This is a genomic window from Sphingobium salicis subsp. salicis (assembly GCF_049472635.1).
GTDB classification, from domain to species: domain Bacteria; phylum Pseudomonadota; class Alphaproteobacteria; order Sphingomonadales; family Sphingomonadaceae; genus Sphingobium; species Sphingobium yanoikuyae_A.
Map to the genome: position 1 here is coordinate 299,182 of NZ_JAYRCS010000002.1, position 25,448 is coordinate 324,629.

Genomic DNA, 25,448 nt, shown 5'->3' on the forward strand with positions numbered 1-25,448 from the left:
GGGCGGGCGCTTTTCCGTTCTGCTGAACCGGAAAGGCTTTTAATGCAGTCCGTCATTGTCACCGGCGCCAGCGCCGGAATAGGTCTCGCTATCGCCGAGCGCTTTGCAAAGGGCGGTTGGCAGGTCGGCCTCATCGCGCGCCAACCCGAGCGTCTCGAAGGTGCCAAGCGCCTGCTGGAAGCGCATGGCGGGAAAGTAGTTGCTCTGCGTGCAGATTTAGCCGATCCCGACGCCGTCGATGCCGCTGCTGATCGTTTAGCCACCGAACTTGGTGGCATCGACGCCTGGGTCAACAACGCCATGTCGACCGTCATCGCCCGCGCCGGTGCAATTAGCTCTGCCGAATATCAGCGTGTCACTGCGACAACCTACTTATCACAGGTTTATGGGACACTGGCGGCGCTGCGGCATATGCGCAGCGCAGGTAAAGGTACGATCGTCCAGATTTCTTCTGGCCTCGCAATCCGCCCTGCCCCCCTTCAGGCGGCCTATTGCGGTGCCAAGGCTGCCGTCACCGGCTTCACCGATTCCCTGCGGGCCGAACTGATCGACGAGGCGTCCCCGATCGCGCTCAGCGTCGTCTATCTGCCCGGCGTCAACACGCCGCAGCCCGGATGGTCCCGCAACCGATCAGGCCATGAGCAAGTCATTCCTGATCCCCTTTTCGATCCGCGGCTTTGCGCCGAAGCGGTATGGGCGACGGTCGAGAATCCGCAGCGCGAGGTCTGGGTCGGGCGCACGACGGCGATGATGGCGCTGGGCCAGCGTATTGCGCCCGCCTATTCCGATCGCAAGGCAGCTGAGATGGTCACAGCCCAGCTTGGTGCGCCGATGGGACCACGCGAGGGTAATCTCGACGAGGCTGTCACAGGACCGGCCCTGATCGATGGTGATGCGAAGGATCGCGTGATCGATACCCGGGCCGAGTTTTTCACATCGCGTCACCGCGACATTCTCAAAATGACTGCGACCGGCGCATTACTCGGTCTTGGTGCGATAGCTGGACTTGGCCTTTCTCGCGGGTTTGGGAGGCTCCTGCGTTGAAGGCGCTACTCGACAATCTGCGTCCGGCCTCCAGCGAACCCGCTCCACTGAGCCAACGTTCCAACGGCTATTTGCCACTCGAACAATATGGAGCGCTGGGCGACGGCCGCTCCGTTGCGTTGTCCGGCATAGACGGAGCCATCGACTGGTGGTGCGTGCCTAATATGGACTCGCCGCCGCTGTTCGATCGATTGCTCGACAGTGAGAATGGCGGCGTCTTCAGCATCGAGCCGGACGAGCCCTACACCGTCGAGCGGCGGTATCGCGATAACAGCAATGTCCTCGAAACGATCTTCAAGACCCAGCATGGGCGCGCGAAACTCACCGAATCCCTCAATAGCGGCCATGCCGGTCGCCTCCCTTGGGCTGAACTGGCGCGGCGCATCGATGGGCTGGACGGCAGCGTCACGTTCGCTTTGATGATGCGGCCAGGGCGGCGCGGCGATACCGTTAACCCCTATCATTCCAAGATCGGGAAGCACACGGTCTTCCATGTCGACCGGGTGCTGGGCCTCTTCATCCAGAGCGATGACATTGCCTGCGAATGGTCGGACGAAGGCATTACCGGCTCGATCACGGTCAGCACTGGCGACAGGCGGACCGTCGCCATCGTGGCGGGCGCCGATGAGCCACTTGTGGCCCCCGGCATCGAGCAGATCGATGCGCGTATCGACATCGCCGATCAGGAATGGCGCGACTGGTGCAGCACCGTTTCCTATGATGGCCGGGATCGGGACGCATTCCTGCGCAGCGCGCTGGCGCTGAAGCTGCTGCTCTATTCCCCATCGGGCGCCATCGCCGCCGCTGCCACCACCTCGCTCCCCGAAGGTATCGGGGGGGCCAAAAACTGGGATTATCGCTACGCCTGGGTACGCGATGCGGGCTATACGATCGAAGCCTTCCTCGCCGCCAATGCCGAAGCCGAGGCGAAGGCGGCCTTCACTTGGCTTATCAACCAGCTTCGCACGCATGGCGCACGCGTCTGCTATACCCTTAATGGCAAGCCCGTCCCCGTCGAGCAGCGATGGCACATGCCGGGCTATCGCGGTTCGACCCCCGTCATTACCGGCAATCAGGCGACCGATCAGCGACAGCACGGCGTCTATGGTGACATTTTCGAGACGGCGAGCCGCTTTGTCGGCTGTGGCAACATCCTCGACAGTGCCAGCGCCGAACTTCTTTCCCACCTCGCCGACGAATGCGCCGACAGCTGGCGAATGCCCGATGCCGGCATGTGGGAGCTGGAGGATGAGCAGCATTACACCATGTCGAAGATCAGTTGCTGGCAGGCGCTCGCGCGTGCGGTCGAACTGGCCGATGGGGGACAGCTACCGACCACTTGCCGTGAACGCTGGGCGCGCGAGCGCGACCGGATCTATCAATGGGTCGAGGAGCACTGCTGGTCGGAAGCCAGACAGGCATTCACCATGTACCCCGGCAGCGACAAGCTCGATGCATCCGTGGCGCTGGCGGTGCGCTTTGGCTTTGACGGCCATGAGCGCCTGCGCGCGACACTGACTGCAATCGACAGGGAGCTAGGTGCTGGCGAGTTCCACTATCGCTACACCGGCATGGACAAAGAGGAAGGCTGTTTCCTTGCCTGTTCATTCTGGATGGCGGAAGCCTGGGCGCTTCTGGGCGAACGGGCCGAAGCGCGCGCGCGTATGGAACGCCTGAAGACCGGCCTTGCCCATGGCCACGGCATTCTGGCTGAAATGATCGACCCGAAGAGCCGCGGATTTCTTGGCAACATGCCGCAGGGCCTCAGCCATCTCGCCCATATCATGGCCGCTGCCGTCCTGACGGACGAAGCGGACTGCGAAAAAAAATCCCCAACCCAAGGAGTTCACCAATGAGCAATCGCCTCACGATGCAGGATCCGCGCACGCAATATCCGCAGCCGCCCTTCCCCCGTCAGCCTCAGCCTGTGCCCGGCGAAGCCGGCAAGATGGACCCGGTGCCCGATCATGGGGAAACGAGCTATCAGGGTTCCGGCAAGCTCGAAGGCCGTAAGGCTCTCATCACCGGTGGCGACAGCGGCATCGGCCGCGCTGCCGCTATCGCCTATGCCCGCGAAGGTGCGGACGTCGCCATCTCCTATCTTCCGAGCGAAGCGGCCGATGCAGCCGAGGTGATCCAGCTCATCGAGGCCGAAGGGCGCACTGCGATAGACCTGCCCGGTGACGTCACCAACGAGGACTGGTGCCGCGATCTCGTCGCGCAGGCGGTCGATAAGCTCGGCGGGCTCGACATCCTCGTCATCAATGCGGGCCGACAGCAGTACCGCGAGGACATTTCGGAGGTGTCGTCGGAGGACTTCGACAAGACGTTGAAGACCAACCTCTATGCGATGCACTGGATCGCGCAGGCGGCGGTGCCGCACTTGCCCGCCGGCGCATCGGTCATCACGACCGCTTCGATCCAGGCTTATGACCCTTCCGCAATCCTGCTGGACTATGCGACCACCAAGGCCGGGATCGTCGCTTACACCAAGGCACTGTCCAAGCAGCTTATGGAAAAAGGCATTCGCGCCAATGTCGTGGCGCCGGGGCCATTCTGGACCGTGCTGCAATCCTCTGGCGGACAGCCACAGGACGCAGTGATGAAGTTTGGTGAACAGACCCCGTTCGGGCGCCCTGGCCAGCCCGTCGAGATCGCACCGATCTACGTGCTGCTGGCAGGCCAGGAAGGCAGCTATATCACCGGTGAGGTGTTTGGGGCCACTGGCGGCGCTGGCGTTGCCTGACGGCCCTTGCAGGGGCTCAGAGCGATGCCTTGTGCCCCTGCACTTCACTGCACACGATTGAGGAGGGTTCATTGTCACAGGCAGAAGACGACGAAGCATGGATGCGCAAAGCGATCGAGATCGCGCGGTCCAAAGGCTCGGACCCATCCACATCGCCCTTGGGGTGCGTAATCGTCCTCGATGGCAAGATCATCGCAGGCGAACGCAACCAGACCGAGGAGTTGCCAGACGCTACGGCCCACGCCGAGATGATGGCGATCCGACGGGGGTGCGAGGACAGCGGCGAAATGGAGCTGCGCGGCGCTACGCTCTACTCCACACTGCAGCCATGCGGGATGTGTACAATGGCATCGATCTGGTCCAAGGTAGGAAGGGTTGTTTATGGCGCAGGGCGCGACGACGTGCATGAAATGTATTTCGAAGCCCGACATGTCGATACGCTGGCGTTCATCGCTGACGCCTATCGGGATGACATCGTCATTGAAGGAGGCTGCCTGCGCAAGGAATGCGCGGCGCTTTATTATCCACCTGAAGCCGATCTATCAGAGGAGGAGCAGGCCAACCTATGACGCAGGTCAAATGTGAATACCGCGACGGCTGAGGAACTGGATGATGTCCCGCAGCCTAAGGGGCATGGTTTCGAGATCGTTCGCTACCGCGAGGATCGGGGCAATTTTACGGCGTTGCGGCAACTTGAAGAGGTGCCAGGGATGGCTGGCAATGCCGATGGGCTAGATAACCTACTGACTCTTTAGAAAGCAGCGGCAGATACAAAAACGCCGCCCCTAGAAGGGCGGCGTTCTGAAACTCGTAGGAGCCTTATTCCTTGGCGCCGGTGCCCGGCTCGGTCGTCTTGGGGGCCTTGCCGTCCTCGATACGACCTTCGTTGCGAAGATCACGGCCTTCTTGGGCCTTCTTCTTCGCTTCGGGCGTGTCGCCGTGCTCGTTCATCTCTTCCTTGACGAAACCCGCAGCCTCCTTGGCCTTGCCTTCGATGCTCATATAGCTCTCCTATCGAGATGATATTTACATAACCTTGAGTGGACCACAGGGTTCCGGTGTAATCACCCTAGAACTGCAGCTGAGATTGCCAACCGCAGCGGCATTGCCGCACGATCGTAAGACGCGCTCAGGGGCAGAGAGGCGCTCTGCCATCTCAGCCTGACCTTGGGAGCGCGCTATTGCCGCTGCATCATTTCCTTCCAAGTCTCTGCAATGCAAGTCAGCGCCTGCTTCCAGCAGCAAGTCGATAACGGACACGCGTCCAAACATAGCCGCCATCATCAGTGCGGTCTGACCGGCGCGATTTGTACGGTTAGGGTCAGCCCCTGCTGTGATTAGCGCCTGAGCGATATGGTCGTAGCCTTTGAATGCCACTCCCATCAGCGCAGAATTTCCTGAAATTGTATCCTTGCCATCCGGTGCAGCACCCAAGCTCAATAGCAGGTCGGTCGTCGTCCCATGACCATGATAGCTTGCCAGAATGAGCGCGCTATGGCCGCGATCATCGACTGCTTCAACGTCTGCGCCTGCCTGCAAAAGTGCAGTTATCATATCATCGCGGCCCAGTCGGGCAGCGTCGAATAGCAATTGCTGCAAACGCTCCGGAGGCGGAAGCAGCGGAGAGGCCCCCCCCGCTTCTTCCAGCGAGCTCATGCTTTATTCGCCTGAAGGAAACCGGCCGCATCCAGGTCTACATTGAACTCGCGCTCCCAGAAACGCACTTCGCCGCACAGAGCAACAAATGCCTTGGCGTCCTTGGCGTTCGCGACCGTGACAACACCATCATCGCGGTCCTTTTCCGACACCCCAGCAGCATCGAGTAACGGCAGGGCATCGGCATTGCAGGCGATGAACTTGCCGTGTCCAAATGCATCGCTGACAAAATCCTTGGCCGTCTTATCGCTGGCTAGCATAGCCGCCCCGTCTGGCGACAGGATCACGGCTACGGCGTCGTAAAGGATCGATGGTCCACCATCGACTTTCTGCTTTGCTTCTATCAGAGTGCCGTCATCGAGGACAGCACCTCCAATCTTGGGTGCCACAATTTCATACACCGCTGGTAGTCTACCCAAGGTTTCGATGAAGGCGTTGATCAGCGCGGCGGGCGCCCCATCGCTGACTAGGATGCCCAGCTTACGCCCTTCGAAGCTTTTTGGCGCGTTCTTGACGATGCTAAGGGCGTCAGACGGCGGCAGATCCTGACGGGTTTCGACTGTTGCCGGGAACGCTTGAGGGAGCTCGGAAAGCCCCAGCCCGCCGCCAACGACGGTAGCGAGCGTCTCGTCGATATTTCGCAGATGAGCAACGATGCGTTCACGAATGTCTGCACGCTCAACCTTGGAGAGTTCGAAGACCAACGCGTCGCCGATATGCTTTTGCTCGATCGGCGTCTGGCTGATGAAAAACTGCCGCGCCTGGCTATAATGATCGGCAAATGAGGGCGAGCGCACCTGTGCCTTGCGCCCGCTTTCTTCGGCAGCGAAATGGCGATAGCCGGTTTGTGGATCTTCTCGAGGATCGGTGGGCGATGACGCCCAGCTATTAGGCTCGTAATTGACGCGCCCCTTGGGATTACGCATCGCCATATGCCCATCCTGCTGGAAATTGCTGACTGACGCATGCGGCGCATTGATAGGGATATGCGTAAAATTCGGACTGCCTAAACGCTTCAACTGCGTGTCGAGATACGAGAAGTTCCGCCCGTGCAATAACGGATCATTCGTAAACCCTATGCCGGGCACGACATTCTGGGTGCAATAAGCGACTTGCTCGGTTTCCGCGAAGAAGTTGTCGACCACTCGGTCGAGGACGAAGCTCCCGATAATCCTCACCGGCACCTGTTCTTCAGGAATAAGCTTGGTGGAATCGAGGATGTCGAACGCGAATTCGTCCGCGAAGGCGTCATCGAAAATCTGAACACCCAGATCCCATTCCGGCGGCGTCCCCATGGTGATAGCATCCCAGAGGTCGCGCCGATGGAAATCAGGATCGGCACCATTGATTTTGACGGCCTCGTTCCACATCACTGATTGCAAGCCAAGCTTGGGCTTGAAATGGAATTTGACGTAGCTGCCATTTCCGTCAGCATCGATCAGACGGAAGGTGTGAACACCGAACCCCTCCATAAACCGGAACGAGCGCGGTATGGTTCGATCCGACATGATCCACATCACCATGTGCATGGACTCCGGGGTGAGGCTGATAAAATCCCAGAAATTATCGTGCGCCGTCTGAGCCTGAGGAAAGCCGCGGTCCGGCTCCTGTTTTGCTGCATGGACGAGGTCGGGGAATTTGATTGCGTCCTGGATGAAAAAGACCGGGATGTTGTTTCCGACAATATCCCAGTTGCCCTCCTTGGTATAAAATTTCGCCGCGAAGCCGCGTACATCCCGGGCGAGATCAGCCGATCCTTTGTTACCCGCCACTGTCGAGAAGCGAACGAACATCGGCGTCTGCTCGCCGACTTCGGTCAGCACCTTGGCGACCGTGAACTCTTCCAGGCTTTCCTTCAGCGTAAAGGTGCCATGCGCGCCAAATCCGCGAGCATGGACCACGCGCTCGGGGATGCGCTCATGATCGAAATGAAATATCTTTTCGCGAAGGATGAAATCCTCCAGTAGCGTCGGGCCGCGTTCGCCGAGCTTCAGGCTGTTCTGATCGTCCGAGATAGGCACACCCTGCTGGGTCGTAAGCACGTCATCCTTGGCTAGCTGATGCACTTCACCACCGGACCCGATCTGAGTATCAAATCCTTCCAGATGGGCTTCCACGCCCGCTGCGGTGCTTGCGGATTTGCGCTTGTTAGCAGCGGGCGCCTTAACGCCGCGCGAAGGGGATTTTGCCATCGCATGGGTTCCTAATTACCGGTGTAGGGCGGCATGAGTTCCATGCTGTTGATTTCCACTGAGAAGTGACCCGGGTTTTCCATCGAGAAGTGACCCGTCTGCGGATTATGTTTCGGGTGTCATGGGTGGGTCAACCCGTGGTTTTCTCCTTTGGGTTCTGGCCTGCTTGGCAGAGCTGTTTTTGAAGCGGAAGCTATCGTTGCCGGTCTCCAGGATGTGGCAGTGATGGGTAAGCCGATCGAGAAGCGCCGTGGTCATTTTGGCGTCGCCGAACACGGTGGCCCATTCGCTGAAGCTCAGGTTTGTGGTGATGATGACGCTGGTGCGCTCGTAGAGTTTGCTCAGCAGATGGAAGAGCAGCGCGCCACCTGAAGCACTGAACGGCAGATATCCAAGCTCATCCAGGATAACGAGATCGGAGTGCAGGAGGCGATTGGCGATCTGACCGGCCTTGCCCTGTGCTTTTTCCTGCTCGAGCGCATTGACCAGTTCGACCGTCGAGAAGAAGCGGACGCGCTTTCGATGATGTTCGATGGCCTGGATGCCCAGCGCCGTTGCCACATGGCTCTTGCCGGTGCCAGGACCGCCGACCAGCACGATATTGTCGGCGATGTCGATGAAGTCGCAGCGATGCAACTGACGCACTAGAGCTTCATTGACCTCGCTACTGGTAAAGTCGAAGCCGGCCAGATCGCGATAGACAGGGAAGCGCGCGATCTTGAGCTGATAGGCCACAGACCGAACCTCCCGTTCTGCTGTCTCGGCTTTGAGCAACTGGGAGAGGATCGGGATGGCGGCTTCGAAGGCTGGAGATCCCTGTTCCATGAGATCGGTGACGGCCTGCGCCATGCCATGCATCTTGAGGCTGCGGAGCATGACGACGATGGCGCCGCTGGCAGGGTCATGACGCATGACGCTTCTCCTTGCGCAGATCATCATAGCGTTCGACATTGGCCATCGGCTCGCTGACCAGTTTGAGCGCCTGGGGCGCCGTCACCGGCGGCGTGGAGATCGGTTTTCCGTCGACCAGCCTATAGAGCAGATTGAGGATATGGGTCTTGGTCGGAACGCCAGCCTCCAGCGCCATGGTGACCGCCGTCAGCACCAGTTGCTCATCATGATGAAGAACCAGCGCCAGTATTTCGACCATTTCCCTGTCGCCGCCGGGATTGCGCAACAGATGTCGCTGCAGACGCTGGAACGCATCGGGTAGCTCAAGGAAGGGCGCTCCGTTGCGCAGGGCGCCGGGTTTGCGCTGCACGACCGCCAGATAATGGCGCCAGTCATAAACCGTATGACCTGGACCGTCGTGAGAGCGGTTGATGATGCGCTGATGTGCGCAGATTGGCTGCCCCTCGGCGACGACCTGGAAGCGATCAGGATAGACGCGCAGGCTGACAGTGCGATTGGCGAAAGAGGCCGGTACGCTGTAGCGATTGCGCTCAAAGTGGATGAGGCAGGTCGGCGATACCCGTTTGCGATATTCCACAAAACCATCGAAGGGCCTGCCCGCAACCATCAGACACTCAATTCATCGGCCCAGGCATTGGCAACCGACCCGGGTTCGATCCCGTGAGAGATGTCCTCCCATAACGCCTTGCAGCGCTCCTCCAGCCACAGGTTCAGCGCATCAAGGCTCTCGGCCTGCGGCGTGGGTTGCCACAGACGGTGCCGCGCATCCTGGACATTCTTCTCGACCTGCCCCTTTTCCCATCCCGCAGCCGGGTTACAGAACTCGGCTTCGAACAGATAGTGGCTGACCATCGTCAGAAAGCGTGCGTTGACGGTGCGTTCCTTGCCACGCCCGACCTTGTCGACGGCCGTGCGCATATTGTCATAGATACCCCGGCGCGGCACGCCGCCCAGCACGCGGAAGGCGTGATTATGGGCGTCGAACAGCATCTCATGGGTTTGCAGAAGGTAGGCGCGCACGATGAATGCCCGGCTGTAACTGAGCTTGAAGTGCGCGACCTGCAGCTTGGTCCGAACCCCGGCAATGATTGCCCAGTCCTCACTCCAATCAAACTGGAAAGCTTCCCCCGGCGCGAACGACAGGGGCACGAATGTCCCACGCCCGCCAATCTGTTGCTGGCGCCGATAATCTTCGCGCCAGTCCCGAGCAAAAGCGGCAACCCGGTTGTAGGATCCTTCATAACCCAGGCTCACCAGATCGGCGTGAAACTGCTTGATCGTGCGCTTCTGCTTGCGCGATCGGCCCATCTCGCGCCGCAGCCAGGCCGCCAGATGCTCAGCAAATGGATCCAGTTTGCTTGGTCGATCAGGCACCTTGAATCGCGGATCGATCGTCTCGGACCGCAAATATTTGCGGATCGTGTTGCGTGATAGTCCGGTGCGCCGCGCTATCTCCCGGATCGGTAGATGATCGCGAAAATGCCAGCGCCGGATAACGCTCAATAACGCCATGTCCAACACTCCATATACCCTCGCTTGCCAAAGCCAGGGACGAGTTCAACATGGGTCAATTCTTAGTGGAAATTTACGCCCTACCCGGGTCACTTCTCAGTGGAAATCAACACAATGCTTTCATCCTGCGGCAGCGAAGCAGAACCTGCAATTGGCGCAATGCCTGTATCGAGTGGAACCCCCGATTCTACTGGTTTACCAACGGCAACCCCGATTAGCGGACGACCACGATATCATATCGCGGCCCCGGCAGGAGGCTGGATCAACGACCCACAGCGCCCTGTGCGAATGGGAGATCACTGGACGATTTGGGCGCTCTTCAATCCAACCTATCCCACCGATGGCACTGAATGGCGCCGCTGGACCTCAACAGACCTCGTCACTTGGCAGGATCAAGGTATATCGATCCCACGCCGCACAACATCCTTTGGAGACATCTGGACCGGGAGCGCGGTTGTCGATGTCACCAATACTGCCGGATTCGGCCCCGGCGCACTGATCGCGCTCGTTACCATGCCCGCAGACAATGCCGCCGGGCAAAACCAGTCCTGCGCACTCTGGTACTCTCTTGATGAGGGTGCCAGCTTCACCTTTCACGACATCGTGCTACCCAATTTCCCAGGCAACAGGCAGTTTCGCGACCCCACGATTTTCTGGCACGAGACCAGCGGCAATTGGATTATGACGCTGTCAGAGGAAGGCAAGATCGGCATCTACACTTCGCCAGATCTCAAGCACTGGACTTATTCAAGCGGTTTTCTGTCAACGGTCGTCGGGGGCGTGATGGAATGCTCGCATCTCTTCAAACTGCATCTATACAATCCAGACGGCACAACTTCGGCAGACAAATGGGTTTTGCTGGTAGGCGGAGATGGGACGGCTTCTGGATTCACGGGTGGAACCTGGTACTGGGTGGGCGAATTCGATGGCACGACCTTCACGGCCAGCACTCCCGACGGCCAATGGCTTGATGGCGGAGCTGATTTCTACGCGGCCGTTATATGGAATGACCCGCATGCAGCCGATCCCATTGCTTGTGCATACTCAATGGGATGGATGAACAACTGGGCATATGCGAACCAACTGCTGCCGACCTACGATTACCGAGGTCAACTCAGCCTTGTTCGCGAATTGCGCCTACGATTGATCAACAATGTACCGCGACTTTTTAGCACCCCTCTACCAGCACAGAACAAGATATTCGCGCTTACTGCCCAGGGCTCTGATCAGACGATTGCAGATGGTTATGATTATATCTGGCCCGACAATGCTAGAATGGTTGCGGGGCGGATCGACCTCACGCTCAACCGGATCGGATCGGCTTGGCCATCAATAGTGTGGCTATCCGTCCGCAGAGGTTCCGGTTACTCCACTCAGATCTGCTTTGAGCTAGGTAATAATAGGGCATTTATCAGACGCGTGACCAGTGGCCCTGAAGCGCCTGACAGCGAGGCGTGGCGCCTAGATCGAAGTCTACCATGCGATTTTTCGGAAGGTGTAGTAGAAATTAGCTTATTTATCGACATTTCGTCCGTAGAGTTATTTTTAAACAATGGAGAAGCTACGCTATCGCAACTTATCAATGCGCGCATATCCGACACGTCTTTGAATCTAGCGACTGTACAGGGTAGTGTAATGGTATCAAAAGTTTCAATATCAAGTTAAGTCTATCAGCATAAATCATCGAACAATTACGTGCTGACGTCAGCACATGGAATTTTATGTGAACATAAGCTAGCCAATAATTGCTTCTTCCTTCAATTTGCTCCGCGCCACCTTAAAGATGAATCGTCATCATCCAGATGGCGTGGCTTGTTCGGGCACGATCAGGTCCTAGAGCCCAAGACCACGGCCTAGGCTCAGGACCTATTAAATCGCTTGCGGTGATAGCGAAGGGTTGATTCAATGACGGCGTGAGGAGACGTCGTGATGAGTGACCTGCTCTGGTTGTCGGAGGCGCAGATGCGCCGGATCGAGCCATATTTTCCGCTATCGCACGGGGTGCCACGGGTGGACGACCGTCGGATCATCAGCGGGATCATCTTCGTGATCAGGAACGGCCTGCGGTGGCGCGATGCGCCTGCCGATTATGGCCCGCCGAAGACGATCTACAACCGCTTCATCCGGTGGAGCCGGCTCGGCGTGTTCAACAAGATCTTCGCGGCCCTCGCGGCGAAGGGCGGCAAGCCCGACCAGTTGATGATAGATGCAACCCACCTGAAAGCACACCGGACGGCGGCAAGCCTGCTCAAAAAGGGGATGTTCCCAGACGTATCGGACGCACCAAGGGCGGCCTGAACTCGAAGCTCCACACCGTCTGCGACGGCAAGGGCCGGCCGCTGGTCATGCTGCTGAGCGAGGGCCAGATGAGCGACTACAAGGGCGCTGCCCTGATGCTCGACGCCTTGCCTCCCGCCAAAGCCTTGCTCGGCGATCGAGGCTATGACGCCGACTGGTTCCGCAAAGCGCTTGCGGAGCGCAACATCACCGCCTGTATTCCCTCAAAGAAGAACCGGAAGGTGCCAATCCCGCACGACGCCGCGCTCTATCGTCAGCGCCACAAGATCGAAAACATGTTCGGCAAGCTCAAGGACTGGCGGCGCATCCACACCCGATACGACCGTTGCGCCCACACCTTCATGTCCGCCATCTGTATCGCCGCCGCCGTCATCTTCTGGCTCAATCAATGAGTCCTGAGCCTAGCGAGCGGCCGAGATGCCGTTGGAGATCCTGCGACAGCGATTGGCCGCTTTGGGAAGACAGACCCAGTTCCTGGGTGCGATTGCGCAGCAGCGACTCCAGCTGTGGATCGCGTTCCAGCCCCTTCGCCATGCCCGCCATAGCCTCACGCACCTTCCCGCTTGCGTTATGGTCGCCGCTGCGGCTGAGCGCTTGACGCTGGCTGTCGCTGCTTTGCCAATCGGCAATGAAGCGGTCTGAACTGATGCGGTGGATGCCTCCCTTCATCGATCAGGAATGAGCCATCGGTGCCGCGCGTGACGGCAAGACCACTATCCAGGATGAAATCGATTTCCTCGCCCCTTTCCATCTGGACGATAGTGTGTCGCCGGCCACTCTCGCCAGCTGCAGGCAGCCGTTTCGTTACGCGCCAGCATCGGCAGGATCCTTGGCGTGTCCCATAGATTGTTGCTGACAGAGAAAGGAGCCCCGGCGGCTGGCTCGAGGCTCCCCTGTCCATCCTCGCGAGCTTCCCCGAACGGGGCGGACGACCATGCAACGCAGATGGGCGCCATCGGGTTTCCGGCAAAAGCTCGCTGCCGGTAAGCGGCGGGCACTTGCGCGGATCGTCCGCATCGGACTCTCGCTCAAGCGGCTTCGCGCTCTTCCGCGTGACCCGAGCAGGCCGCCATCTGGTCCTTGACCGCCAGCTTCAGCTTCTTGAGCCGGCCGATCAGGAAATGGCGCGGATGGAGACGCTTCTCCTCTTCGCGGATTTCGGCTTCGAGACGCGCATGTTCGCGCTCGAGGTAGCGCAGATAGTGGTCGTTCATCGTCGAGTTCCTCATGTTCGATGATGGGGCCCGGCCGCAGCCGGGCCCTTCGTCTGTCAGTACTCCATTTCCGGCATCGCGGCCCTGGCGCCCTTGTCATCCTTGGGCGCTTCGGCGACGAGCGCCTCGGTCGTGATCAGCAGCGAGGCCACCGAAGCTGCGTCCTGGAGCGCGGTGCGGACCACCTTGGCGGGATCGATCACGCCGGAGCCGACCAGATCTTGATACTGGCCGGTAGCGGCGTTGAAGCCCCAATTGTAGTCCTCGCTCTCCAGAAGCTTGCCGACGATGAAGGCGCCGTCCTCGCCGGCATTGTCGGCGATCTGCCGTACCGGCGCGCGAAGTGCCCGCCGCACGATATCGATGCCCGACTGCTGGTCGTCGTTCGCGGCCTTGAGGCCGTCGAGCGCCTTGAGCGCGCGCAGCAGCGCAATGCCGCCGCCGGGCAGAATGCCTTCCTCGACCGCAGCGCGAGTGGCGTGAAGCGCGTCGTCGACGCGGTCCTTTTTCTCCTTGACCTCGACCTCGGTCGCGCCGCCCACGCGGATCACTGCTACACCGCCCGCGAGCTTGGCCACGCGCTCCTGCAGCTTCTCGCGGTCGTAGTCGCTGGTCGTGGTTTCGATCTGCGCCCTGATCTGCGCGACGCGGGCATCGATGTCCGAACGCGCGCCGGCGCCATCGACGACGGTGGTGTTGTCCTTGTCGATGATGACTTTCTTGGCGCGGCCGAGCATGCCGACCATGACATTTTCGAGCTTGGTGCCGAGCTCCTCGCTGACGACATTGCCGGCGGTGAGGATCGCGATGTCCTCGAGCATCGCCTTGCGGCGATCGCCGAAGCCCGGCGCCTTGACCGCCGCGACCTTGAGGCCGCCGCGCAGCTTGTTGACGACGAGCGTCGCCAGCGCCTCGCCCTCGACGTCCTCGGCGATGATGAGCAGCGGTCGGCCTGACTGGACGACCTGCTCGAGCAGCGGGATCATCGCCTGCAGGTTAGAAAGCTTCTTCTCGTGGATGAGAATGTAGGGATCTTCGAGTTCGACCTTGAGCTTCTCCGTATTCGTGACGAAATAGGGCGAGAGATAGCCGCGGTCGAACTGCATGCCCTCCACAGTCTCGAGTTCGGTCGCAAGGCTCTTGGCTTCCTCGACGGTGATCACGCCCTCGTTGCCGACCTTCTCCATCGCCTCGGCGAGAATGCGGCCGACTTCCTCGTCGCCGTTCGCGGAGATGGTCGCGACCTGGGCGATCTCGCTGTTGGCGCTGACCTTGCGAGCATGGGTTTCGAGGTCCCTGACCACGGCGCCGACGGCGAGATCGATGCCGCGCTTGAGGTCCATCGGGTTCATGCCGGCGGAGACCGCCTTCGAGCCTTCGCGCACGATCGCCTGGGCAAGCACGGTGGCTGTAGTAGTGCCGTCGCCGGCCTTGTCGTTCTGCTTCGACGCAACCTCGCGCAGCATCTGCGCGCCCATGTTCTCGAACTTGTCCTTGAGTTCGATTTCCTTGGCGACGGTGACGCCGTCCTTGGTGATGCGCGGCGCGCCGAACGATTTCTCGATGACCACATTGCGGCCCTTCGGACCCAGGGTCACCTTCACTGCGTTGGCCAGCGTATCCACGCCGCGCAGCATGCGATCACGCGCGTCGGACGCAAACTTGACTTCCTTGGCAGCCATTGACTCGTCTCCTTTCTTCGATTTCCTTCCACGTGTCAGAGGATGCAGGTCGCTGTCAGGCGGCCTGCTTGAGCTCTGCCTTGGCCTCGATCACGCCGAGGATGTCGCTCTCTTTCATGATGAGCAAATCCTCGCCATCGATCTTGACCTCGGTCCCCGACCATTTGCCGAAAAGCACGCGGTCGCCTGCCTTGACGGCGAGTTCAACGAGCTTGCCGCTGTCGTCGCGCAGGCCCGCGCCGACGGCGATCACTTCGCCTTTCTGCGGCTTTTCCTTGGCGGTGTCGGGGATGATGATGCCGCCCGAGGTCTTCTCCTCGGCTTCGATGCGGCGGACGACCACACGGTCGTGCAAGGGGCGGAAATGCATGCATAACCTCCAGATGCAAAACTGAGATGTGATAGGCCCGGCGTTTATTCGAACGTCAGGTGACGCGGAATTAGGAAAGCTCATTTTTTGCGTCAAGATGGTGCGCGAAATTTTTGGCACTCGCAGGCATCGAGTGCCAGGTGCCGGCTTATCGAGTTGTTACGGTGCGATTTTCCCTCTTGACGCGACTCGCCAGCGTTCCAAAATTTGCGGCGTGGGCGGCGCGCCCGCTCATGAGAAAGGAGCGACACCAAAGGAAGGAGGCAGAGCCATGTCGCAGCCATTTTCCCGCTATCTTCATCCCTTCGACGTTGCGCACAATCCGAGCCTGGAGCCGGAAGTGAAGCGCGCCATTCTGGCATCCTGGGCGTCCGACCGCGCCGCCGTGCGCGACCATCCCGGCCTGCGCATGCCGCCCGGCGCCACGCGCGCGGTGCCGATCGATGACATCCTTGCCGCCATGCATGCGATCGACAGGCCCGCGGAAAGTTCCCGCGCTTCGCCATGAGCCGACGCGATGTCATCCGGCAGCTCGAGGGCCATCGGCTGACGACGGCAGAAATTCGTTACTACCGTCCGGATGCGCCCTCGCTGCTGCAGCTGTTCGTTTGGCAGGAGTACGATCTCGCGCCCGACTTTCCAAGGCTGTTCGCGTTTCTCGAGCATTGGCGACGCGAGATCGAGGCCCCGCTCCACTCGGTGTGCATTTCCCATGAGGGGATGATCCGCCCTACCGAGTGGCGCGCGGTCGATGGTGTCATCGATATCCGGTGACGCGCAGTCTGCTCAAGTGCGCCGCTACCTATGCAGATTTGCGATCAACCTCCTCATTGGCGGCCGTGCTGGCGCAAGGGAAATTGCCGCAGCACAGGGCATGCGGGCCTGTGGGCCAGCAGCAAAGCACGGGACCCACAACATCGGGGATAGTTGGACGGATTTGGCCCGGCGATGGCGCCGACCGGCATTCGAAGATGAGACCCTGCGTCTGACAATATCGCTCGGCCGAGGCGCGGTCAGGAAAGCGCAGTTCGATCGTCGCGAGGGGATCGCCTCCGCCGGTCCAACCCATCAGCGGGTCGGCAACCGGGCCCCAGCGCGGTGCAAACCTGACCCGCCATCGATTTTGGCGGCGTAGGCCGCCACTTGTCGCCAAGGCCAGCGGCTCGATAATCGCCTTAGCACCGAGCGGGAACGAGGTCGCACCCGCGAGGGCAACCGCCTGGTTGTCGTTAGCCGAAGGCCCGGACTCGAAAGTCCGGGCCCGGCCGTCAGCGGGCGCCGCCATTGACGGGAATCCGGCGGATGTGCTGCTCCGCCGCCTCTGTCCTCGGCAGCGTGACCGTCAGCACGCCGTTTTTGAAGGTGGCTGCGACCTTGTCGCGTTCGATGCCCCTGGGCAGGCCGATGCGGCGCTCGAAGCGGCCATAGCTGCGCTCCGAGTAGCCGCGATCCTTGTCCTCGACTTCGGACTTCTTTTCGCCACGCAAGGTCAAGGCGCCGTCCTCGACGAAGATCTCCACGTCCTTCTCGTCGAGGCCCGGCAGTTCCGCCGTTACCCGAATCTCCTTGTCGGTCTCGCCCAGCTCAAGATGCGGCCATCCTGACATGCGGTCGAAGCCGGCGAAGGCGGGCATGCCGAAGTTGCGAAAGACATCGTCGAAGAGACGGTTCACGTCGCGGTGAAGCGACTGCAGCGGATGGGTTTCCCTTTCCCGCTCGGCGCTGACCGGAACGGGCAGCCGGTTTTCCTGCCGGCTCCAGGGAATGAGATCACGAATAGCCATGATGACATCTCCTTTTCTGGCTGGATGAAAGGCTGAACCTGCCGGACGCCGCGTGCGGGGGGTATTGGAAGGCGGCGCCGGCAGGCCGATGGGCGCGGGATCAGGCCGGCTCGGCCGCCTTTTCCTTCTCTTCGCCCAGTCGCTTGTTGTTGGAAGCGGCGCCGAAGATCTCGATGCGGCGCGGCTTCATCGCCTCGGGCACGACACGCGTCAGCTCGATCGACAGGAGGCCGTGCTCGAAGTTCGCATTCCCGACCTCGATGAAATCGGCGAGCTGGAAGCGCCGCTCGAACGCCCGGGCCGCGATACCGCGATGCAGGTATTCGCCCTTGTCGGCGTCATCGGCACGCTTGCCGGTGACCGAGAGCAGGTTCTGGTGCGCGACGATCTCGATATCCTCGGGATTGAAGCCGGCGACCGCGATGGTGACGCGGAAATTGTCGTCGTCGATCCTCTGGATGTCGAAGGGCGGATAGCCATCTTCCTCGCGCGCACCCGCTTCGAGCAGGTTGAACAAACGATCGAAGCCGACCGTCGAACGGCGATAGGGCGTAAAGTCAAAGTTCGGTCTCATCTCCAAATCCTCCAAATGAAGCAATTCGGGCATGAGATGCGCCAGTAACCAAGAGCCGGCGCTCTCATGTGTCCAACCGGACCCGGTTTGGCGTCCGGTACCCGTGAGCTAATTTTGGTCGCGCGGCTTTCAAGATAGTGCGGCCAAAAAATTTTTGCGGCGCGCGCAGATTTGCTCAGGCGCTGTGCTCAGCCGGGGAACCGAACGCCAGCAAGACCAATTTACCGGGCGATTTCAATCCAAATAGAGGTAATGTGTTCTCATGAGGTACCGACTGCTGCGCGATGACGACCGCTCGGTGGCGACTACGAGCGAGGATCTCGAGGCGAACTGGCCGCGACGACGTGGGCTCGCGCATGGCTCGAAGACCATGCCGATCACGATCGCTACCGGCTCGAGCCTATGGGCGGTTCGCGGCCCATGCTGATGATTCGAACGGTCGCCGGACAATGGTACGCTATTCTGATTGCTGCAGAGACGGAACGCACCTGAGCTTGCCGAACGACGCGCAAATTTCGCGTCAGGACGCGGGACCACCCTCTTCGTAGATCGGGCCAAGCGCTAGCCAGCGTCCGCTGCGCGAGCGCTCGATTGGTGTGCCGCACCTGTCGCACAGCGCCGAAAGGTCGCCGCCCCGCTTGCGCCGGCTGACCGAAATTATCGGCGGCCGGTGCCGTTCGATGAGACAGAACAGCAACCGCGCGTCGATCATGCTGGCATTGCCTCGTCATGCCGCGATCTCGCTTGATGCCATTACCGATCACTGCCGCTTTCCTGTCGCCCAATAAAGATGGCAGGGCGGGATGTTCCTCCATTCGTAGCTTTCGCGCAGGCTCGCGAAATGACGCCTCAGCAGCGGACGGATGGCGGTGCGCATCTGGTAGGCCGCCAGCGTGCCGCACGGCGACATGGCCCGCACCGTCTCGCGCATGATCGCATCGGCGTCGCCCGGCTCGAGCGTCGAGAAGGGCAAGCCCGTTAAAATACAGTCGGCCTCGCCCAGTCCATGCTCGGCAAGGTGGCGATTGACGTCCTGCGCCGTTCCTTGAACGACGATGAGCCGGCGATCGTCGCAGCGCTGCCGCAAAGTTTTGACGAATCTTTCGCCGATCTCAATCGCCAGAAGAACGGCATCGCGCCGCATGCGCTCCAGCGCTTCGAAGGTAAAACGCCCCGTGCCCGGACCATATTCGACCAGAATGCTGATGCGCTGCCAGTCGAGCGGGGCGAGCATGCGGCGAACCATGCGCGCGCTCGCCGGGACGGCCGAGCCGACCATGCCGGGATTGCGCACAAACTCCGAGACTGCCACCCAAGCTGAATCCTGCGCCATCGCTCTCTCCTTGCAACCGTGACAACGATACTCGCGGCCAGTGGTTCGCGGGGAGTGAAGCAGTACCTCGAACTGCGCCGGTGCGATGATAGTCGTGCTCATCCTGTTCGGCGATTCGCTGGTCCATGGCCTCCTCTCGCCGCTTGGCTCGGCCTAATGGGCGGCGGCCATTGCTATCATCATAATCGAGCGATTGCCCGCCGGGCTGATCGGCATGATCGCTTTCAGGGCGGCGCGGCACCTCGATCCGCGCTGCCGCCCGCCAGGCCGCGATCGCCCGCACGGATCGCGGTGAGAGATAGGCCGTCGCCCCCTCCCCTTCCTGATCGCCTTCGCTGCGCGCAATCATCAGCAGGCGCGCCTCAGGGTCTATCGCCTCAATGATGTGAGAAAATTCAACCGCCACCAGTTCGGAGGCCCGCAGGCCGGTATCGTAGGCAACCGACAGCAGCGCCCTATCCCGCAAACCCGGCAGGTCACCACCACAGCTTTCGAGCAGCGTCCGCATTTAATCCCCGCGGCGCGTCCCGCTCGACATCGCGCACGGGGCCTTTGAACCGCAGCGGTCGCGCCTGCTTCTGTGCCGTGCCCATCCGGCGACGAATGCCAGTTAGCCGAAGCTTCACAAGTGGGTCATTGGTCGGGTCCGCCAGTCCGAGCACTGCCAGCGCCAAGTTCAGGGCCAACGGACGTTTGGAAGTAGCTTGCGCGACGTCGGACATCGGGACCGGCAGCTACACGGTCATGACCTTGGTCGCCGCCGACACGCTCGGCCTGCCGCCCGAGCAGATCACCGCCAAGCTGGGCGACTCAGACCTGCCGACCGCCCCGGTCGAGGGCGGGTCGTGGGGCGCCGCCTCGTCCGGCTCAGCGATGCAGCTGGCGTGTCAGGCAGTAGGCAAGAAGCTCCTTAAGGCGGCCGGCAAGATCGCTGGTGAACCACTGGGCGACGCGAAGATAAACGACGTGCTGTTCGAGGACGGCTGCCTGGTGCTCAAGGACACGCCGACCGTGCGGGTGCCGTTCGGCGATGCGATGCGTGCCGCTGACCTGGCGGCGATCGAAGAGGAAGCCACCGCTGCGCCCAGGTTCGGCGACATGTGGAAGGGTCTGCACAAATCCAAGAACACCCACAGCGCGATCTTCGCGGAAGTGAAGGTTGACGAGGAGCTGGGCGTGGTGCCGGTCACGCGTATCGTCGACGCGGTCGCCGCCGGCCGTATTATCAACCCGAAGACAGCGCGCAGCCAGATCCTCGGCGGCGTGGTGATGGGCATGGGCATGGCGCTCCACGAGGAGACCTTCTCCGACCACCGGCTGGGTCGCTGGATGAACCACAACTTCGGCGAATACCATGTGCCCGTGCATGCCGACATTCACGATATCGAAGTGATCTTCGTCGACGAACCCGATCCCGAAGTGACCCCGCTCGGGGTCAAAGGGCTTGGCGAGATCGGCATCGTCGGCACCGCTGCTGCGATCGCCAATGCGATCTATCACGCGACCGGTAAGCGGGTGCGGTCCCTGCCAATCACGATCGATAAAATCTTGGGCTGATTAGCCGAAGTCGGCATCCGCCGTGCCGGGTCTATAGCCGGTCTCAGCCATTCTCCGGTTCTTGACCCAGCTTGTAGATGGGTTTTGCTGGCGGAACGATATAGCTCAACGTAACGATCCCCGCGACGATAAGTCCAGCACGCCAATCCCAGAAAGCCAAAGCGAAGGAAGCCCAATAGGCTCCGGCAGTGATGCCGAATTTGAGGGTTGTTCGCCTGAGGTAGGCGTCCGTCAGGCGCGGGTCTGGAAGACCTCTCGCGGTGGCGTATACCCAACGAAGAAACTACCAGGTCGCCGGTGTCGCTGCTACGCCCAGATACCAAAGGGCGGCGGTGGTATTCTCCGCATCTCCGCTGAGGTGTTCGACCAACGGGCGCGCGGGAAATGGAGTGATGCTGACGACAGCCAGAAAGCCAATGCCGAGCAGATTGTAGCCGTGATCGGTTCTCCAGCAGCTTGCCGCTGAAATGGCTGTGCGCCCAGTAGAGGCTGATCAAAACCACGCTAAGGGCGTAGGCCGCATATTCCGGTGCCAGCTTTAGGTATGCCGCTGCCAGGTCGCCGTCGGTCGGCTCTGGTGCGTGTAGTTCGGTCACCGGGAGGGTGATGGCAATTGCCAGCACCGCGTCCATGAATGCCTCGAGGCGGTCCGATTTGCGTTTGGTTGCTTTGAGAGAGGATGTCGCCATCTGACGCTACAGCATTTCGAGTGGGCGACGGCCCGCTGGCCGGGGAAATGCCGCATCGAGTGTCGCAAGGTCGGCGTCGGAGAGGACGATATCTGCGGCCGCGCGGTTCTCCCGCACATGTGCAATCGAACTCGCTTTCGGGATGGCGATGAGGCCATCGTGGCGCAACGTCCAGGCAAGTGCGACCTGCGCAGGGGTTGCGCCAACCTTGGCCGCTACTTTGTCGAGGGCGGGATGGCTTGTGAGGCGTCCCTGCTCGACGGGACTATACGCCATCACTGGCACTTTGTGCTGGGCGAGCCACGGTAACAGGTCCAACTCGGGGCCTCGACGCACGAGGTTGTAGAGGATCTGATCGGTCACGCAGCCATCCCCGCCGGCAGCGATAAGCTCGTCCATATCGTCGGTATCGAGGTTGCTGACACCCCAATGCCTAATTTTCCCCGCTGATTTTAGCGCCTCCATTGCCTCTATCGTCTCAGCGAGCGGCACTGATCCCCGCCAGTGGAGCAGGTAGAGGTCGAGCCGATCGGTGCCGAGCCGCTTCAGGCTCGCCTCGCACGCACCGGCAAGGCGGGAGCGCGATGCGTTCTGTGGATACGCCTTGCTGACGAGGAATAACTGGTCGCGACGGTCGCCGAGCGCTTCGCAGATCAGCGCTTCCGCCGCACCATCGCCATACATTTCAGCGGTATCGACGAGCGTCATGCCCAACTCGACACCGGCGCGTAGCGCAGCGATCTCATCGGATCGCCGCTCGGCACGTTCGCCCATCTTCCAGGTGCCTTGACCCATTGAAGGAACCACTTCCCCGCCGGGCAATGTCACGTGTTTCATGTGCTTTCGTCCTATGAGATGAGTTCGACTGTTCGGTCGCGGGAGGCGGATTGGCAGATGACCACCATGTAGTGATCATATCGCGGCCGGCCATCGATCGAGTGCCATTTTGGCGATGGAGAGCAGTTCGTTGATCGTAGCGCCGTCGCGCGCCTGAACGGACATGCCTTCCATGACCGTATTGATGAATTTGCCTAGCACGGCCGGATCGGAGTTGGCCGCAAGCTCGCCCTGCGCGGCGCCGCGTTGCAGACGCTCGATCAGGAGGGCCTCCGCCGCGATACGCTTGTCGCGCAGCAGGCATTCGATGGCGGCGGACGCCGGCGAAACGGCTGCCGCTGCAGAATACATGAAGCAGCCGGCCGGCGTTCCGGGTTCCGAGAATGATGACGCCGCCCGTTCCAGCAGGCCTTTGACGGCCTCGTAGGTGGACAACGCCGGATCGTTGATGGGTGCATAGAGGTGGACGCTGAACGTCGCGGCGTAGCGCTCGATCACCGCCGCAAACAGCCCCGCCTTGTTGTCAAACGCTGCATAGAGACTGGCGGCGGCGACACCAGTCTCCGCCACCAGATCGGCCATCGATGTCGCCTCGTAGCCGCGCTGCCAGAACAGCCGCACCGCCTTGTCGAGCGCAGCGTCAGTGTCGAACACACGAGGGCGACCTGCGCGGCGACGGGATTTCGTCTCTGTCATCTCTGGCGCACGATATGGAACGATCGATAAATAATATCTTGAAGCTGGTGGCGCACACCGATACAGAACAATCGTTCAATAATCAAGGAGTGTCCCATGAGCCGCATCGTCCGTATCCATGAATATGGCGACGCCAGCGTCCTCAGGATTGAAGATGTGGCAGTGCCCGGGCCCGCGGCCGATGAAGTGCAGATCGCGGTGAAGGCGATAGGCATAAACCGCGCCGAGGTGATGTTCCGCAACAATGCCTACCTTCAGGAAGCCGAGTTCCCGAGCCGCCTCGGCTACGAGGCTGCCGGCACTGTCGTTACGGTCGGCGCGGACGTGACCGGGTTTGCGGAAGGCGAAGCCGTCAGCGTCATCCCCCCGCTCGATATCGCACGCTGGGGCACCTATGGCGAAGTCGCCAACGTGCCCGCCCGCCTCGTCGTCAAGCATCCGGCGGCGCTGTCGTTCGAGGAAGCGGCGGCTGTGTGGATGCAGTATGTCACCGCCTGGGGTGCACTGGTGGAGCAGGCGAAACTCGGCGAGGGCGATTTCGTCATCGTCACTGCTGCCTCCAGCAGCGTCGGCCTTGCTGCCTTCCAGATTGCGCGGATGGTCGGCGCAACGGTAATCGCGACGACACGTACCGGCGCCAAGCGCCAGGCCCTGATCGATGCCGGTGCACATCATGTCGTCGCGACCGAGGAAGAGGATCTGGTAGCGAGGGTGATGGAAATAACCGATGGTCAGGGTGCGCGCGTGGTGCTCGATCCGGTCGGAGGCCCGTCGTTCGAGCCGCTGACCCAGAGCATGGCACGCGGCGGCATCCTGCTCGAATATGGCGCGCTCAGCGGCGAACCGACGCCGTTCCCGTTGTTCTCCGTGCTGGGCAAGAGCCTCACGCTCAAGGGGTATCTCTACAGCGAGATCGTCTCGGACGATGCCGCCCTCGATCGCGCCAAGGCGTTCATCGTGGCGGGTCTGGAATCGGGCGCGCTCAAGCCGCGGATCGCGCGCACTTTCCCGCTCGACGCCATCCAGGACGCTCACCGCTTCCTCGAATCGAACGACCAGATCGGCAAGGTCGTCGTTACGGTCTGACCGGAATACCGGGGGGAGTGAGCGATCGCTCCTCCACGAATTTGTGCTGACGCGACGGCCTCGCGCCAGCAATCAGTTTAACTCAACAAGGGGTATCCCAACATGAAATCTCGCGCCGCTGTAGCCTTCGAGGCGGGCAAGCCACTCGAAATTGTCGAGATCGATGTCGCCCCACCCCGGAAAGGCGAAGTCCTCATACGGGTGACGCACACCGGTGTGTGCCACACCGACGCGTACACTCTGGCAGGGAGTGATCCGGAGGGTGTTTTCCCGGTGGTTCTGGGCCACGAGGGCGCGGGCATCGTTGTCGAGGTCGGTGAAGGCGTCACCAGCGTCGTGCCGGGCGATCACGTGATTCCGCTCTACACCGCCGAATGCGGCAAGTGCGACTTCTGCCTGTCGGGCAAAACCAACCTGTGCGTCGCTGTCCGCGAAACGCAGGGCAAGGGCTTGATGCCCGATGGGACCACCCGCTTTTCGTACAATGGTCAGCCCCTCTATCATTACATGGGCTGTTCAACCTTTAGTGAATATACTGTCGTCGCCGAAGTCTCGCTCGCTAAGATCAATCCCGAGGCAAACCCCGAACATGTCTGCCTGCTCGGCTGCGGCGTCACGACCGGCATCGGCGCAGTCCACAATACCGCCAAGGTCCAGCCCGGAGACTCGGTCGCCGTGTTCGGCCTCGGCGGCATCGGCCTCGCGGCGATTCAGGGTGCGCGCCAGGCGAAGGCGGGTCGCATCATCGCCATCGACACCAATCCGTCCAAGTTCGAGCTGGCACGCCAGTTCGGTGCAACCGAGTGCATCAACCCCAAGGACCATGACAAGCCCATCCAGCAAGTGCTGATCGAGATGACGGGCTGGGGCATCGATCATACCTTCGAGTGCATCGGCAACGTCCACGTCATGCGCGCCGCGCTTGAATCAGCGCACCGTGGCTGGGGTCAGTCGATCGTGATTGGCGTTGCCGGCGCGGGCGAGGAAATCTCCACCCGCCCATTCCAGCTCGTCACGGGCCGCGTATGGAAGGGGTCCGCTTTCGGTGGCGTCAAGGGACGGACACAGCTCCCCGGCATGGTCGAGGACGCGATGAGAGGCGATATCGATCTGGCCCCATTCGTAACCCACACGATGGGTCTGGAGGAGATCAACGAGGCCTTCGCACTGATGCACGAAGGCAAGTCGATCCGCACGGTCATTCACTACTGACCCGCCGATCCGACGCGGCGCGAGGCGCTGGGATCGACAACTCGGCCGTCATCA

Annotated in this window: 28 protein-coding genes and 2 pseudogenes; 12 read left to right on the forward strand and 18 right to left on the reverse strand. The window is 60.9% G+C overall.

Features of this window, described 5'->3' with window-relative positions; genetic code table 11:
• Positions 1-42: 42 nt before the first annotated feature.
• The 5 genes from VHN57_RS25940 to VHN57_RS25960 all read left to right on the forward strand — a co-directional run bounded on the left by VHN57_RS25940 (position 43) and on the right by VHN57_RS25960 (position 4,545).
• The gene (locus VHN57_RS25940; RefSeq protein ID WP_063975899.1) at positions 43-1,044 is read left to right on the forward strand and encodes an SDR family oxidoreductase; all 1,002 of its coding nucleotides are present in this window, start codon (positions 43-45) and stop codon (positions 1,042-1,044) included.
• Positions 1,041-2,900, forward strand: coding sequence for a glycoside hydrolase family 15 protein (locus VHN57_RS25945; RefSeq protein WP_423286407.1), 1,860 nt, complete (start codon positions 1,041-1,043; stop codon positions 2,898-2,900). Before VHN57_RS25940 ends, VHN57_RS25945 begins: the two co-directional genes overlap by 4 nt.
• A complete protein-coding gene (locus tag VHN57_RS25950) occupies positions 2,897-3,790 on the forward strand; it encodes an SDR family oxidoreductase (RefSeq protein ID WP_063975901.1) in 894 nt (297 codons plus the stop codon). Before VHN57_RS25945 ends, VHN57_RS25950 begins: the two co-directional genes overlap by 4 nt.
• A gap of 71 nt (positions 3,791-3,861) precedes the next feature.
• Complete coding sequence (locus VHN57_RS25955) at positions 3,862-4,359, forward strand: nucleoside deaminase (protein WP_125989765.1); 498 nt, start codon at positions 3,862-3,864, stop codon at positions 4,357-4,359.
• Between the two features lie 12 nt (positions 4,360-4,371).
• Entirely contained in the window at positions 4,372-4,545 is a 174-nt protein-coding gene (locus tag VHN57_RS25960; protein ID WP_277788564.1) for a helix-hairpin-helix domain-containing protein, read from the forward strand.
• Positions 4,546-4,609: 64 nt separating this feature from the next.
• On the opposite strand, the gene VHN57_RS25965 is transcribed toward VHN57_RS25960, so the two are convergent.
• The 5 genes and pseudogenes from VHN57_RS25965 to istA all read right to left on the reverse strand — a co-directional run bounded on the left by VHN57_RS25965 (position 4,610) and on the right by istA (position 10,062).
• Entirely contained in the window at positions 4,610-4,792 is a 183-nt protein-coding gene (locus tag VHN57_RS25965; RefSeq protein ID WP_063975903.1) for a hypothetical protein, read from the reverse strand.
• A 24-nt stretch (positions 4,793-4,816) separates the two neighbouring features.
• On the reverse strand, positions 4,817-5,446 hold the full coding sequence (locus VHN57_RS25970) for an ankyrin repeat domain-containing protein (protein ID WP_423286412.1): 630 nt from the start codon (positions 5,444-5,446) through the stop codon (positions 4,817-4,819).
• Positions 5,443-7,638: a catalase gene (locus VHN57_RS25975; protein ID WP_423286415.1), complete on the reverse strand. Its 2,196-nt coding sequence runs from the start codon at positions 7,636-7,638 to the stop codon at positions 5,443-5,445. Before VHN57_RS25975 ends, VHN57_RS25970 begins: the two co-directional genes overlap by 4 nt.
• A gap of 105 nt (positions 7,639-7,743) precedes the next feature.
• A complete protein-coding gene (gene istB, locus VHN57_RS25980) occupies positions 7,744-8,550 on the reverse strand; it encodes an IS21-like element helper ATPase IstB (protein WP_069338825.1) in 807 nt (268 codons plus the stop codon).
• A pseudogene (istA, locus tag VHN57_RS25985) lies at positions 8,540-10,062 on the reverse strand (IS21 family transposase). Before istA ends, istB begins: the two are co-directional and overlap by 11 nt.
• Before the next feature lie 99 nt (positions 10,063-10,161).
• Here istA and VHN57_RS25990 point away from each other — a divergent pair.
• Both VHN57_RS25990 and VHN57_RS25995 read left to right on the forward strand, forming a co-directional pair.
• Positions 10,162-11,727: a GH32 C-terminal domain-containing protein gene (locus tag VHN57_RS25990; protein WP_423286418.1), complete on the forward strand. Its 1,566-nt coding sequence runs from the start codon at positions 10,162-10,164 to the stop codon at positions 11,725-11,727.
• Positions 11,728-11,991: 264 nt separating this feature from the next.
• Positions 11,992-12,752, forward strand: a protein-coding gene (locus tag VHN57_RS25995) for an IS5 family transposase (RefSeq protein WP_125985834.1) whose coding sequence is annotated in 2 segments (ribosomal slippage) — positions 11,992-12,325 and positions 12,325-12,752 — 762 coding nt in all. Because the reading frame shifts where the segments join, the coding sequence is not laid out codon by codon here.
• Here VHN57_RS25995 and VHN57_RS26000 read toward each other — a convergent pair.
• From VHN57_RS26000 to groES, 4 genes are all read right to left on the reverse strand, one after another.
• Positions 12,742-13,029 carry a hypothetical protein gene (locus VHN57_RS26000; RefSeq protein WP_063975922.1) on the reverse strand — a complete coding sequence of 96 codons (288 nt, stop codon included), beginning with the start codon at positions 13,027-13,029 and terminating at the stop codon, positions 12,742-12,744. The two genes, VHN57_RS25995 and VHN57_RS26000, sit on opposite strands and share 11 nt — an antisense overlap.
• Before the next feature lie 359 nt (positions 13,030-13,388).
• Complete coding sequence (locus tag VHN57_RS26005) at positions 13,389-13,574, reverse strand: YdcH family protein (protein ID WP_004209658.1); 186 nt, start codon at positions 13,572-13,574, stop codon at positions 13,389-13,391.
• Positions 13,575-13,630: 56 nt separating this feature from the next.
• Positions 13,631-15,256: a chaperonin GroEL gene (groL, locus tag VHN57_RS26010; RefSeq protein WP_125999640.1), complete on the reverse strand. Its 1,626-nt coding sequence runs from the start codon at positions 15,254-15,256 to the stop codon at positions 13,631-13,633.
• Between the two features lie 55 nt (positions 15,257-15,311).
• Positions 15,312-15,626 carry a co-chaperone GroES gene (gene groES, locus VHN57_RS26015; RefSeq protein WP_017503362.1) on the reverse strand — a complete coding sequence of 105 codons (315 nt, stop codon included), beginning with the start codon at positions 15,624-15,626 and terminating at the stop codon, positions 15,312-15,314.
• A gap of 271 nt (positions 15,627-15,897) precedes the next feature.
• Between groES and VHN57_RS26020 the strand changes: the two genes are divergently transcribed.
• Together VHN57_RS26020 and VHN57_RS26025 are read left to right on the forward strand one after the other, a co-directional pair.
• Positions 15,898-16,134 carry a hypothetical protein gene (locus VHN57_RS26020; RefSeq protein WP_063975923.1) on the forward strand — a complete coding sequence of 79 codons (237 nt, stop codon included), beginning with the start codon at positions 15,898-15,900 and terminating at the stop codon, positions 16,132-16,134.
• Positions 16,131-16,400, forward strand: coding sequence for an usg protein (locus VHN57_RS26025; protein ID WP_063975924.1), 270 nt, complete (start codon positions 16,131-16,133; stop codon positions 16,398-16,400). The genes VHN57_RS26020 and VHN57_RS26025 overlap by 4 nt, the downstream gene beginning before the upstream one ends.
• Positions 16,401-16,428: 28 nt before the next feature.
• Here the strand turns inward: VHN57_RS26025 and VHN57_RS26030 are convergent, their stop codons facing one another.
• From VHN57_RS26030 to VHN57_RS26055, 6 genes and pseudogenes are all read right to left on the reverse strand, one after another.
• Entirely contained in the window at positions 16,429-16,911 is a 483-nt protein-coding gene (locus VHN57_RS26030) for an NADH dehydrogenase ubiquinone Fe-S protein 4 (RefSeq protein ID WP_069336890.1), read from the reverse strand.
• On the reverse strand, positions 16,895-17,410 hold the full coding sequence (locus tag VHN57_RS26035) for an Hsp20/alpha crystallin family protein (RefSeq protein WP_037522336.1): 516 nt from the start codon (positions 17,408-17,410) through the stop codon (positions 16,895-16,897). Before VHN57_RS26035 ends, VHN57_RS26030 begins: the two co-directional genes overlap by 17 nt.
• Positions 17,411-17,510: 100 nt before the next feature.
• Positions 17,511-17,984, reverse strand: coding sequence for an Hsp20 family protein (locus VHN57_RS26040; protein ID WP_063975941.1), 474 nt, complete (start codon positions 17,982-17,984; stop codon positions 17,511-17,513).
• A 520-nt stretch (positions 17,985-18,504) separates the two neighbouring features.
• Entirely contained in the window at positions 18,505-18,696 is a 192-nt protein-coding gene (locus VHN57_RS26045) for a hypothetical protein (RefSeq protein ID WP_026109716.1), read from the reverse strand.
• A gap of 48 nt (positions 18,697-18,744) precedes the next feature.
• Positions 18,745-19,317 carry a class I SAM-dependent methyltransferase gene (locus VHN57_RS26050; RefSeq protein ID WP_125999639.1) on the reverse strand — a complete coding sequence of 191 codons (573 nt, stop codon included), beginning with the start codon at positions 19,315-19,317 and terminating at the stop codon, positions 18,745-18,747.
• A 244-nt stretch (positions 19,318-19,561) separates the two neighbouring features.
• Positions 19,562-19,979: pseudogene (locus tag VHN57_RS26055) on the reverse strand (site-specific integrase); the annotation flags it as partial.
• On the opposite strand from VHN57_RS26055, the gene VHN57_RS26060 reads away from it, so the two are divergent.
• The gene (locus tag VHN57_RS26060; RefSeq protein ID WP_081260921.1) at positions 19,921-20,874 is read left to right on the forward strand and encodes a xanthine dehydrogenase family protein molybdopterin-binding subunit; all 954 of its coding nucleotides are present in this window, start codon (positions 19,921-19,923) and stop codon (positions 20,872-20,874) included. The pseudogene VHN57_RS26055 and the gene VHN57_RS26060 sit on opposite strands and share 59 nt — an antisense overlap.
• Here the strand turns inward: VHN57_RS26060 and VHN57_RS26065 are convergent.
• The 3 genes from VHN57_RS26065 to VHN57_RS26075 all read right to left on the reverse strand — a co-directional run bounded on the left by VHN57_RS26065 (position 20,814) and on the right by VHN57_RS26075 (position 23,054).
• On the reverse strand, positions 20,814-21,563 hold the full coding sequence (locus VHN57_RS26065) for a TMEM175 family protein (RefSeq protein ID WP_081260918.1): 750 nt from the start codon (positions 21,561-21,563) through the stop codon (positions 20,814-20,816). The two genes, VHN57_RS26060 and VHN57_RS26065, sit on opposite strands and share 61 nt — an antisense overlap.
• A 6-nt stretch (positions 21,564-21,569) precedes the next feature.
• On the reverse strand, positions 21,570-22,400 hold the full coding sequence (locus VHN57_RS26070) for an aldo/keto reductase (RefSeq protein ID WP_206434201.1): 831 nt from the start codon (positions 22,398-22,400) through the stop codon (positions 21,570-21,572).
• A gap of 75 nt (positions 22,401-22,475) precedes the next feature.
• On the reverse strand, positions 22,476-23,054 hold the full coding sequence (locus VHN57_RS26075) for a TetR/AcrR family transcriptional regulator (protein ID WP_234781428.1): 579 nt from the start codon (positions 23,052-23,054) through the stop codon (positions 22,476-22,478).
• A gap of 138 nt (positions 23,055-23,192) precedes the next feature.
• Here VHN57_RS26075 and VHN57_RS26080 point away from each other — a divergent pair, with 138 nt between their 5' ends.
• Together VHN57_RS26080 and VHN57_RS26085 are read left to right on the forward strand one after the other, a co-directional pair.
• On the forward strand, positions 23,193-24,182 hold the full coding sequence (locus VHN57_RS26080) for a zinc-dependent alcohol dehydrogenase family protein (protein ID WP_063975928.1): 990 nt from the start codon (positions 23,193-23,195) through the stop codon (positions 24,180-24,182).
• Between the two features lie 102 nt (positions 24,183-24,284).
• The gene (locus VHN57_RS26085) at positions 24,285-25,394 is read left to right on the forward strand and encodes an S-(hydroxymethyl)glutathione dehydrogenase/class III alcohol dehydrogenase (RefSeq protein ID WP_063975929.1); all 1,110 of its coding nucleotides are present in this window, start codon (positions 24,285-24,287) and stop codon (positions 25,392-25,394) included.
• Positions 25,395-25,448 lie beyond the last annotated feature (54 nt).

Coding starts and splice junctions, on each gene's coding strand:
- VHN57_RS25940 (WP_063975899.1), top strand. CDS start 43: ATGCAGTCCGTCATTGTCACCGGCGCCAGCGCCGGAATAGGTCTCGCT.
- VHN57_RS25950 (WP_063975901.1), top strand. CDS start 2,897: ATGAGCAATCGCCTCACGATGCAGGATCCGCGCACGCAATATCCGCAG.
- VHN57_RS25965 (WP_063975903.1), bottom strand. CDS start 4,792: ATGAGCATCGAAGGCAAGGCCAAGGAGGCTGCGGGTTTCGTCAAGGAA.
- VHN57_RS25970 (WP_423286412.1), bottom strand. CDS start 5,446: ATGAGCTCGCTGGAAGAAGCGGGGGGGGCCTCTCCGCTGCTTCCGCCT.
- VHN57_RS25975 (WP_423286415.1), bottom strand. CDS start 7,638: ATGGCAAAATCCCCTTCGCGCGGCGTTAAGGCGCCCGCTGCTAACAAG.
- istB (WP_069338825.1), bottom strand. CDS start 8,550: ATGCGTCATGACCCTGCCAGCGGCGCCATCGTCGTCATGCTCCGCAGC.
- VHN57_RS26000 (WP_063975922.1), bottom strand. CDS start 13,029: ATGAAGGGAGGCATCCACCGCATCAGTTCAGACCGCTTCATTGCCGAT.
- VHN57_RS26005 (WP_004209658.1), bottom strand. CDS start 13,574: ATGAACGACCACTATCTGCGCTACCTCGAGCGCGAACATGCGCGTCTC.
- groL (WP_125999640.1), bottom strand. CDS start 15,256: ATGGCTGCCAAGGAAGTCAAGTTTGCGTCCGACGCGCGTGATCGCATG.
- groES (WP_017503362.1), bottom strand. CDS start 15,626: ATGCATTTCCGCCCCTTGCACGACCGTGTGGTCGTCCGCCGCATCGAA.
- VHN57_RS26020 (WP_063975923.1), top strand. CDS start 15,898: ATGTCGCAGCCATTTTCCCGCTATCTTCATCCCTTCGACGTTGCGCAC.
- VHN57_RS26025 (WP_063975924.1), top strand. CDS start 16,131: ATGAGCCGACGCGATGTCATCCGGCAGCTCGAGGGCCATCGGCTGACG.
- VHN57_RS26030 (WP_069336890.1), bottom strand. CDS start 16,911: ATGGCGGCGCCCGCTGACGGCCGGGCCCGGACTTTCGAGTCCGGGCCT.
- VHN57_RS26035 (WP_037522336.1), bottom strand. CDS start 17,410: ATGGCTATTCGTGATCTCATTCCCTGGAGCCGGCAGGAAAACCGGCTG.
- VHN57_RS26040 (WP_063975941.1), bottom strand. CDS start 17,984: ATGAGACCGAACTTTGACTTTACGCCCTATCGCCGTTCGACGGTCGGC.
- VHN57_RS26045 (WP_026109716.1), bottom strand. CDS start 18,696: ATGATCGACGCGCGGTTGCTGTTCTGTCTCATCGAACGGCACCGGCCG.
- VHN57_RS26050 (WP_125999639.1), bottom strand. CDS start 19,317: ATGGCGCAGGATTCAGCTTGGGTGGCAGTCTCGGAGTTTGTGCGCAAT.
- VHN57_RS26060 (WP_081260921.1), top strand. CDS start 19,921: ATGCCAGTTAGCCGAAGCTTCACAAGTGGGTCATTGGTCGGGTCCGCC.
- VHN57_RS26065 (WP_081260918.1), bottom strand. CDS start 21,563: ATGGCGACATCCTCTCTCAAAGCAACCAAACGCAAATCGGACCGCCTC.
- VHN57_RS26070 (WP_206434201.1), bottom strand. CDS start 22,400: ATGAAACACGTGACATTGCCCGGCGGGGAAGTGGTTCCTTCAATGGGT.
- VHN57_RS26080 (WP_063975928.1), top strand. CDS start 23,193: ATGAGCCGCATCGTCCGTATCCATGAATATGGCGACGCCAGCGTCCTC.
- VHN57_RS26085 (WP_063975929.1), top strand. CDS start 24,285: ATGAAATCTCGCGCCGCTGTAGCCTTCGAGGCGGGCAAGCCACTCGAA.